9 protein-coding genes are annotated in these 8,867 nt (G+C 73.2%); 4 read left to right on the top strand and 5 right to left on the bottom strand.

Translation table 11 applies throughout. The annotated features are described in order from the left end of the window. The first annotated feature begins 137 nt into the window (after positions 1-137). The gene (locus B0E53_RS29515) at positions 138-899 is read left to right on the top strand and encodes an SDR family oxidoreductase (RefSeq protein WP_107078999.1); all 762 of its coding nucleotides are present in this window, start codon (positions 138-140) and stop codon (positions 897-899) included. Between the two features lie 85 nt (positions 900-984). Continuing rightward, the gene (mug, locus tag B0E53_RS29510; RefSeq protein ID WP_107079001.1) at positions 985-1,599 is read left to right on the top strand and encodes a G/U mismatch-specific DNA glycosylase; all 615 of its coding nucleotides are present in this window, start codon (positions 985-987) and stop codon (positions 1,597-1,599) included. Here mug and B0E53_RS29505 read toward each other — a convergent pair. The 3 genes from B0E53_RS29505 to B0E53_RS29495 form a co-directional block, all read right to left on the bottom strand. Continuing rightward, positions 1,596-3,578 carry an ABC transporter ATP-binding protein gene (locus tag B0E53_RS29505; protein WP_107079002.1) on the bottom strand — a complete coding sequence of 661 codons (1,983 nt, stop codon included), beginning with the start codon at positions 3,576-3,578 and terminating at the stop codon, positions 1,596-1,598. The two genes, mug and B0E53_RS29505, sit on opposite strands and share 4 nt — an antisense overlap. A 114-nt stretch (positions 3,579-3,692) precedes the next feature. Further along, a complete protein-coding gene (locus B0E53_RS29500) occupies positions 3,693-4,460 on the bottom strand; it encodes an enoyl-CoA hydratase/isomerase family protein (RefSeq protein ID WP_107078998.1) in 768 nt (255 codons plus the stop codon). A gap of 46 nt (positions 4,461-4,506) precedes the next feature. After that, complete coding sequence (locus tag B0E53_RS29495; protein WP_007462679.1) at positions 4,507-4,734, bottom strand: helix-turn-helix domain-containing protein; 228 nt, start codon at positions 4,732-4,734, stop codon at positions 4,507-4,509. A gap of 213 nt (positions 4,735-4,947) precedes the next feature. On the opposite strand from B0E53_RS29495, the gene B0E53_RS29490 reads away from it, so the two are divergent. Beyond that, a complete protein-coding gene (locus B0E53_RS29490; protein WP_246835660.1) occupies positions 4,948-5,550 on the top strand; it encodes a cadmium resistance transporter in 603 nt (200 codons plus the stop codon). 75 nt (positions 5,551-5,625) lie between these two features. Here the strand turns inward: B0E53_RS29490 and B0E53_RS29485 are convergent, their stop codons facing one another. Beyond that, the gene (locus B0E53_RS29485) at positions 5,626-7,233 is read right to left on the bottom strand and encodes an ABC-F family ATP-binding cassette domain-containing protein (protein WP_107078996.1); all 1,608 of its coding nucleotides are present in this window, start codon (positions 7,231-7,233) and stop codon (positions 5,626-5,628) included. Between the two features lie 249 nt (positions 7,234-7,482). On the opposite strand from B0E53_RS29485, the gene B0E53_RS29480 reads away from it, so the two are divergent. Continuing rightward, a complete protein-coding gene (locus B0E53_RS29480; protein ID WP_107079000.1) occupies positions 7,483-8,397 on the top strand; it encodes a neutral zinc metallopeptidase in 915 nt (304 codons plus the stop codon). Between the two features lie 73 nt (positions 8,398-8,470). Here B0E53_RS29480 and B0E53_RS29475 read toward each other — a convergent pair. Beyond that, positions 8,471-8,867, bottom strand: a 397-nt coding sequence (locus B0E53_RS29475; protein WP_281492926.1) for an acVLRF1 family peptidyl-tRNA hydrolase, incomplete at its 5' end; no start/stop codon positions are given.

The raw sequence follows: 8,867 nt of genomic DNA, 5'->3' as shown, positions 1-8,867 counted from the left end.
GCCCCGCCGGTTGCCGGCCGTCGCCCGGGCCGGCGGCGCCGTCGCGGCCCAGCTCGCCGGCCGGGTACGCCTGCTCCGGCCGGCGCCGCGCTGAGAGCGGGTGGCAGGCCCACCCGGGGTACGGCAGGATCAGCCTCATGGATCTCGGACTCGCCGACCGGGTGTACGTGCTGACCGGCGCCTCGGACGGCCTCGGCTTCGCCACCGCCGAGCAGCTCGTCGCGGACGGCGCCCGCGTGGTGATCTCGTCCCGCGCCCCCGAGCGGGTGGCCGCCGCCGTCGAGGCGCTCGGCGGCCCGGAGCGGGCGATCGGGCTGACCGCCGACCTCACCGACCCGGGCACCCCGGGGCGTCTGGTCGCGGCGGCGCGCGAGCAGTTCGGCCGGCTCGACGGGGCGCTGATCTCGGTGGGCGGCCCGCCCCGGGGCACCGCCGCCCAGATCACCGACGAGCAGTGGCGCGAGTCCTTCGAGACGGTCTTCCTGGGCAGCGTCCGCACCGCGCGCACGGTGGCCGCCGCGCTCACCGGTGGCGGCGCGATCGGGCTGGTGCTCTCCACCTCGGTGCGCGGCCCGCTGCCCGGGCTGGGCATCTCCAACGGCCTGCGCCCCGGCCTGGCCGGGGTGGCCAAGGACCTGGCCGACGAGTACGGCCCGCGCGGCGTACGGGTGGTCAGCCTGCTGCCGGGGCGGATCATGACCGCCCGGAACCGGGAACTCCTGGCCGCCGCCGGCGACCCGGAGCGGGCCCGGGCCGAGGCGGAGGCGTCGATCCCGCTGGGCCGGATCGGTGACCCTGCCGAGTTCGGCCGGGTGGCCGCCTTCCTGCTCTCCCCCGCCGCCGGCTACGTCACCGGGGTGACCGTGCCGGTCGACGGCGGCGCGCTGCGCGGCCTGTGACGGCGAGCCGGTGAACGGGCGACGCCGGCCCGGGGACGCCCGGCACGGGGCGGCCGCGCCGGACGCCACGCGGCCCGAGACGGCCGTGCCGGGCTCGGCGGCGGTCAGGCGCCGGTATCCCCGGCCGACGAAGGAGCAGCTCGCGGCGGCGGCCGACACGCTGCTGCCGGACGTGATCGCGCCCGGGCTGGACGTGCTCTTCGTCGGGATCAACCCCGGCCTGTGGTCGGCGGCCACCGGCTGGCACTTCGCCCGCCCGGGCAACCGGTTCTGGCCGGCGCTGCACCGGGGCGGCTTCACCCCGCGCCAGCTGCACCCCAGCGAGCAGGACGAGCTGCCCGGGCTCGGGTTGGGCATCACCAACATGGTGGCCCGGGCCAGCGCCCGCGCCGACGAGCTGACCGCCGAGGAACTGGTCGAGGGCGCGCGGGAGCTGACCGTCAAGGTGGCGCGGTACCGGCCGCGCTGGGTGGCGGTGGTCGGGGTGACCGCGTACCGGATCGGATTCGCCCGGCCGAAGGCCGGCTTCGGGCCGCAGCCGGAACCGCTCGCGGCGGCCCGGCTGTGGGTGCTGCCCAACCCGAGCGGGCTGAACGCGCACTTCACCCCGGAGACGCTCGGCGCGGCCTTCGGCGAGCTGCGCGCCGCGGTCGCCGGTCAGCGGCCGGGAGGCAGCGCCTCCCGCGCCGCGGCCGACTAGTTGGCCGCGGCCGGGGGCAGCGCCTCCTGGGCCACGTAGGTGCCGACCGGCACGGTGGTGACCACCGGCTTCGGCTGCTCGGGCTCGGCGTACGGGGCCGGCGAGTCGGTGACCGCGAACTGGGTGCGGTAGAGCTCGGCGTAGAGGCCACCGACGGCGACCAGCTCGTCGTGCCGGCCGCGCTCGACGATCCGCCCCTCGTCGAGGACGAGGATCTGGTCGGCGTCGCGGACGGTGGAGAGCCGGTGCGCGATCACCAGCGCGGTGCGCCCGGTCAGCGCCACCGACAGCGCCCGCTGCACCGCCGCCTCGCTCTCCGAGTCGAGGTGCGCGGTGGCCTCGTCGAGGATCACGATCGACGGTGCCTTGAGCAGGAGCCGGGCGATGGCGATGCGCTGCTTCTCGCCGCCGGAGAAGCGGTAGCCGCGCTCGCCGACCGTGGTGTCCAGCCCGTCGGGCAGGGCGCGGACCAGGTCGGCGACCTGCGCGCCGGCCAACGCGGCCCAGATCTCGTCGTCGGTGGCGTCCGGCTTGGCGTAGCGCAGGTTCTCCCGGATGGTCTCGTGGAACAGGTGGGAGTCCTGGGTGACCACGCCGATCTCGTCGCGCAGCGAGGCGAGCGTGGCGTCCCGGACGTCCACCCCGCCGACCAGCACCTGGCCGTCGCTCACGTCGTAGATCCGGGAGATCAGCATGGAGAGCGTCGATTTGCCGGCGCCGGAGGGGCCGACCAGGGCCACCATCTGGCCGGGCTCGACGGCGAACGAGACGCCCTTGAGCACCGGCTCGTTGACCGTCCGGTCGAGGGCGGCGACCTCCTCCAGGGAGGCCAGCGAGACCTCGGCGGCGCTCGGGTAGCGGAACCGTACGTCACGGAACTCGACCCGGCCGTTGCCCCGGGGCACCGGCACGGCGTCGGGCTTCTCCTCGATGCCCGGACGCAGGTCGAGCACCTCGAAGACCCGGTCGAAGGAGACCAGCGCGCTCATCACGTCGACCCGGACGTTGGAGAGCGCGGTGAGCGGGCCGTAGAGGCGGGTGAGCAGCAGCGCCAGCTTGACCACGGTGCCCGCGCTGACCGCGCCGGTGACGGCCAGCCAGCCGCCGAGACCGTAGGTGAGCGCCTGGGCGAGGGAGGCCACCAGCAGCATGGCCACGAAGAAGGTACGCGAGTACATGGCGGACTGGATGCCGATGTCGCGGACCCGCTCGGCCCGGCCGGCGAACCGGGCCGCCTCCACCTCGGGCGAGCCGAAGAGCTTCACCAGCAGGGCGCCCGCGACGCCGAACCGCTCGGTCATCGTCGCGTTCATCTTGGCGTCGAGGTTGTAAGACTCGCGGGTGATCTCGGCCAGCCGCCGCCCGACCCGGCGGGCCGGGATGATGAAGATGGGCAGCAGCACCAGCGCCAGCACGGTGATCTGCCAGGACAGAATGAGCATCGCCCCGGCGGTGAGCACGAGCTGGATGACGTTGCTGACCACCCCGGACAGCGTCGAGGTGAACGCCCGCTGGGCGCCCAGCACGTCGTTGTTGAGCCGGCTGACCAGCGCTCCGGTCTGGGTCCGGGTGAAGAACTGCAGCGGCATCCGCTGGACGTGGTCGTAGACCCGGGTCCGCAGGTCGAGGATGATGCCCTCGCCGATCCGGGCCGAATACCACCGCTGGGCCAGCGAGAAGAGCGCGTCGGCCACGGCCAGCGCGGCGATGATCAGGGCGAGCCGGACCACGGTGGCGCCCGCGTCGGAGCGGCCGCCGGCGATCGCGTCGATCACGTCACCGGCGAGCAGCGGGGTGGCCACCCCGATCACCGCGGCGATCACCACGGTGACCAGGAAGACGATGATGTCCCGCCGGTAGGGCTGGGCGAACGCGACGATCCGCTTGGCGGTGCCGCGCGTGAGCTGGTGGGTGGAGATCTCGTCGCGGCTGCGCATCGACCGGAGCATGCTCCAGCCGCCCATGCCGCCACCGGCCATCGGGTTGGACACTCGTCACCTCCGGGTCGTCGGCAGCCGTGGACCGTCGGGGTCAATTCTCCCGACGACTACGACAACCTCGCGAGTAACCCGGATCTTCCCGAACGGTCCTTACTATTCGCCCCGCCCGGCCAGGTCGCGAATCCGCCGGGTCTGCGCCTCCCGCTCGGCCCGCTGCTGCTCGGCGTGGGTCCGCCCGCCGGCCCCGGCGAGCAGCGCCTTGATCTCCACGATCGCGTCCCGGTTGTTGGCCAGCAGGCCCGCGGTCAGATCGCGCACCGCGCCGTCGAGTTCGGCGCCCGGCACGACCAGGGTGGCCAGGCCGATCCGGTCCGCCTCGGCGGCGTCCATCCGCCGGCCGGTGGCGCAGATCTCCAGCGCGCGGGAGTAGCCGACCAGTTCGGCGAGGCGCTTGGTGCCGGCCAGGTCGGGGACCAGGCCGAGGGTCACCTCGGCCATGGAGAGCTTGGCGTCCTCGGCGAGCACCCGCAGGTCGCAGGCGAGGGCGAGTTGGAAGCCGGCGCCGATGGCGTGCCCCTGCACGGCGGCGATCGAGATCACGTCCGGCCGGTGCAGCCAGGTGAAGCCGCCCTGGTATTCGGCGATCCGGTCGGCGCACTCCTGCTCGGGCAGGGTGGAGAGCTCGGCGAAGGAGCCCGGGCCGGAGGAACCGGCAACCGACAGATCGAGGCCGGCGGAGAAGGCCCGCCCCTCACCGCGCACCACGACGACGCGGACGTCGCCGGGCAGATCCCGGGAGAAGTCGCTCATCGCGCGCCACATCGCCGGGGTCTGGGCGTTGAGCACGTCGGGCCGGCACAACGTCACCGTCGCGACCGGCCCGTCGCAGTCGAGTCGTACTCCGGTCGTCTCGGCGGTCACCGGACCACCCGGAGCACGGCGCTGATGGACGACGCTGGGGGCCGGGTCACGCCTTCTTCCGGCGCCGGGCGCCGCCACGCTGCCGCAGCTGCACCCCGGACTCGGTGAGCACCCGGTGGATGAACCCGTAGGAACGGCCGGTCGAGGCCGCGAGCGCACGGATGCTCTCACCCGAGGTGTACCGCTTTACCAGGTCCTTGGCGAGCGTCTGGCGCTCGGCCCCGACGATCCGGCGACCCTTCTCAGTGCTGGTGGCTGTGCCGGTGGCTGCCATGCTGATTCCTCACGTCCCAGACTGTGCGGTTCGGATACGGTCCCACCTATTAGACCGCCTCGAACGATCATGCGCCAGATATCAACTATTCGCCAACCGACACGCTATGCAATGTCAGCTTCCCGATAGAGTGATCCTTCTGACCGGTCAGCCGGCGCCGTCCGGCTGGATCATGAGAGGCGGCCCGGCCGGCCGACCCGTACGCTGCCTCGCGTGATCGACCTGCTCGCCACGGCGGCCGCCGCCACCGGGGTCTTCGCCGCCACCAACATCGACGACATCGTCGTGCTCACCGTGTTCTTCGTGGCGGCCCGCGGCACCGGCCGGCCCCGCCCCTGGCAGATCGTCGCCGGTCAGTACGCCGGCATCGGCGCGCTGGTCGCGGTCGCGGTGGTGGTCGCCGCCGGGCTGCTGGTGGTGCCCGACCCGTGGACCGGCCTGCTCGGACTGCTGCCGATCGCGCTGGGCGTCCGCGCCCTGCTGTTCCGCGGCGGCGACGACGAGCCCCCGGCCGTGGTCGGCAGCCTGCTCGGCGTGGCCGGGGTGACGGTGGCCAACGGCGCCGACAACATCGCCGTCTACGTGCCGGTGTTCCGCTCGCTCGACCCGGCCACCGGCCTGGTCTGGCTGCTGGTCTTCGCCGCCCTGGTGGCCGTCTGGTGCGCGGTCGCCGCCGTGCTGGGCAGCCACCCCAGGGTGGTCGCCCTGGTCGGCCGCGCCGGCCACTGGCTGGTCCCGGCCGTCTTCATCGCCCTCGGCCTGATCATCCTGACCACCTCCGGCGTCCTCCCCCACCTGACCGCCCTCTTGCGGTGACCAGGAAGTTGTTGCCCCGACACGCCGTGTGTCCGTCGGCATCAACTTCATGATCCCGCGGCGCGGCGGGGCGGGTCAGGCGAGTTCGACGAGTTCGAGGAGGTCGTCGGACCAGGCGTCCTCGTCGCCGTCGGGGAGGAGGATGGCGCGGTCGGGCTTGAGGGCCATCACCGCCCCCGGGTCGTGGGTGACCAGGACGATGGCGCCCGGGTAGCGGGCGATCGCGTCGAGCACCTGCTCGCGGCTGACCGGGTCGAGGTTGTTCGTCGGCTCGTCCAGCAGCAGCACGTTCGCGCCGGAGCAGACCAGGGTGGCCAGCGCCAGCCGGGTCTTCTCGCCGCCGGAGAGCACGCCGGCCGGCTTGTCCACGTCCTCGCCGGAGAAGAGGAACGCACCGAGGATCTTGCGCAGGTCGGTGTCGGTCTGATCCGGCGCGGCGCTGCGCATGTGCTCCAGGATGGTCCGCTCCACGTCCAGCGTCTCGTGCTCCTGGGCGTAGTAGCCGAGCCGCAGGCCGTGCCCGGGGCGTACCTCGCCGGTGTCCGGCTCCAGCAGGCCGCCGAGCATCCGCAGCAGGGTGGTCTTGCCGGCGCCGTTGAGGCCCAGGATGGCCACCCGGGAGCCGCGGTCCACCGCCACGTCGACGTCGGTGAAGATCTCCAGCGACCCGTACGACTTGGACAGGCCGGAGGCGGTGAGCGGGGTCTTCCCGCACGGCGCCGGGGTGGGGAAGCGTACCTTCGCCACCTTGTCGGCGACCCGGACGTCCTCCAGGCCGGACAGCAGCTTCTCGGCCCGGCGGGCCATGTTCTGCGCGGCGACGGTCTTGGTGGCCTTGGCCCGCATCTTGTCCGCCTGGGCCTTCAGCGCGCCGGCCTTCTTCTCGGCGTTGGCCCGCTCCCGGCGGCGGCGCCGCTCGTCGGTCTCCCGCGCCTCCAGGTACGCCTTCCAGCCCAGGTTGTAGACGTCGACCACGGAACGGGTGGCGTCCAGGAACCAGACCTTGTTGACCACCGCCTCCAGCAGCGACGCGTCGTGGGAGATCACGATCAGGCCGCCCTTGTGGTTGCCGAGGAAGCCGCGCAGCCAGGTGATCGAGTCGGCGTCGAGGTGGTTGGTCGGCTCGTCGAGCAGCAGGATGCCGCCGCCGTTCTCGCCGGCGTCGCGGAACAGGATCCGGGCCAGCTCGATGCGGCGGCGCTGCCCGCCGGAGAGCGTGCCGATGGTCTGCGCCAGGGCCCGGTCGGGCAGGCCCAGGTTGGCACAGATCCGGGCCGCCTCGGCCTCGGCCGCGTAGCCGCCGAGGGAGGCGAACTGGTCCTCCAGCACGCCGTAGCGGCGGACCAGCTTCTCGTCGTCGGCGCCCTCGGCGAGCTTCGCCTCCAGCTCCTTCATCTGCGCCATGAGCACGTCCAGCCCGCGGGCGGAGAGCACCCGGTCCCGCCCGGTGACCTCCAGGTCGCCGGTCCGCGGGTCCTGCGGCAGGTAGCCGATGGCGCTGCGCCGGTCGATCTGCCCGCCGTAGGGCTGCCCCTCCCCCGCCAGCACCTTGAGGGTGGTGGTCTTGCCGGCGCCGTTGCGGCCGACCAGGCCGATCCGGTCACCCGGCTGCACCCGCAGGGTGGTGTCGGACAGCAGGATCCGGGAACCGGCGCGCAGCTCCAGGCCGGTGGCAGTGATCATTTCGAGGTACTCGCTCTCGGGGTTCGGCGAAGGGCTGACTCAGGGCACGCGAAAGCGCCGGCGGGTCATCACTTCCCGTCGGCGCGGGGCCGTTCAGCCTTCGCAGCGCAGCACGGGCCAAGTGTACCGGGCGGCCCCGGGATCGCCCGCCGGATTACCGCGCAAGATCATCGGGTACCGAAAACCTCGTCCGGACCCGGTCCGGTACCGCAACCACCACATACGGATCATTCGGTGATCGGGGTCAACATGGAGCTGAACGAGAACGCGCGGGTCGACACCAGCCAGGTGGAGGATCGGCGAGGGTCCGGCGGAGGCGGCGGGATGGGCATACCGATCCCGATCGGCGGCGGCCGGGGCGGGATCGTGGGCATCATCATCGCCGTCCTGGTCGCCCTGGTGGGCGGCGGCTTCGGGCTGAACGCGGCCACCAACGGCGGCGGCTCCGAGCAGGGCGACAACACCTCGCTGGAGCAGAAGTGCTCGGCGCAGGACGCGCTGGAGCAGCTCGACTGCCGCAACACCCTCTACGTCAACTCGATCCAGGCGTACTGGCGGACCGCCCTGCCGGAGGTGTTCGGCGAGCAGTACAAGCCGTCGAAGACCGTGTTCTTCAGCCAGAACGTCAGCACCGGCTGCGGCGCGGCCGACTCCGGGGTCGGCCCGTTCTACTGCCCCGCGGACGACCTGGTCTACATCGACCTCACCTTCTACCGCCTGCTCGCCGACCAGCTCGGCGCCCAGGGCGAGTTCGCCCAGCCGTACGTGCTGGCCCACGAGTACGGGCACCACGTGCAGGACCTGCTCGGCACCGAGGCGCAGATGCGCCGCCAGCAGCAGCGCGACCCGCAGAACGCCAACACGCTCTCGGTGAAGCTGGAACTCCAGGCCGACTGCTACGCGGGCGCCTGGGCGAAAAACGCCACCGGCACCTCCGACGAGCAGGGCCAGAAGATCTTCAAGAGCATCACCGACCAGGACATCCAGCAGGCGATCGACACCGCCGAGAAGATCGGCGACGACGCGATCCAGCAGCGCTCCGGTCGGCCGGTGAACCCGGACGAGTTCACCCACGGCACCTCCGAGCAGCGCAAGCAGTGGTTCACCAAGGGCTTCTCCACCGGCGACCCGAAGGCCTGCGACACCTTCGGCGGCACCCTGTAACGCACCCGGACCACACCCGGACCCCGGCGACCATCCCGGCGCCGGGGTCCCCTCGCGTCCGGGGACGCCGTGGTCAGCCGGCGTCGGGGGCCGGGTCGCGGACCAGGATCCGCACCGCGCGGGCGGCGGCCACCGCGCCGACCAGCACCGCGTGCCGGGGTTCGGGCACGTCGAGCAGCCGCTCCGCGCGCAGGGCGGCGAGCAGCGCCAGCCGCCGGTCGGCCAGCACCGTGTCCACGGCCCGCCGGTCACCGCCGCCCACCACGGCCGCGAGACGGTCCGCCTCCGGCAGGAGCAGGCGTACGGCCAGCTCGGCCGCGTCGCCCAGCGCCGCCTTCGCCTGGTTGTCGCGGCGCCGGGCGAAGCGCTGCTGGGACCAGCCGCCGGCCGCGGTGCGCCCCTGCACGTAGCGGGTGTCCACCTTGGAGACGACCAGCTCGGCGCCCTCGGCGACGCCGACCGCCACCGCG

The sequence above is a fragment of the Micromonospora sp. MH33 genome (assembly GCF_003013775.1).
Taxonomy (GTDB): domain Bacteria; phylum Actinomycetota; class Actinomycetes; order Mycobacteriales; family Micromonosporaceae; genus Micromonospora; species Micromonospora fulviviridis.
Note: the sequence above shows the minus strand (reverse complement) of the source record. Positions and strands in the feature narration are given on the sequence as shown.

Bases quoted from the DNA above. Each gene is read 5' to 3' on its own strand.
- B0E53_RS29480 (WP_107079000.1), top strand. From the start codon at position 7,483: ATGGAGCTGAACGAGAACGCGCGGGTCGACACCAGCCAGGTGGAGGAT.
- B0E53_RS29505 (WP_107079002.1), bottom strand. From the start codon at position 3,578: ATGGCCGGTGGCGGCATGGGCGGCTGGAGCATGCTCCGGTCGATGCGC.
- B0E53_RS29495 (WP_007462679.1), bottom strand. From the start codon at position 4,734: ATGGCAGCCACCGGCACAGCCACCAGCACTGAGAAGGGTCGCCGGATC.
- B0E53_RS29515 (WP_107078999.1), top strand. From the start codon at position 138: ATGGATCTCGGACTCGCCGACCGGGTGTACGTGCTGACCGGCGCCTCG.
- B0E53_RS29485 (WP_107078996.1), bottom strand. From the start codon at position 7,233: ATGATCACTGCCACCGGCCTGGAGCTGCGCGCCGGTTCCCGGATCCTG.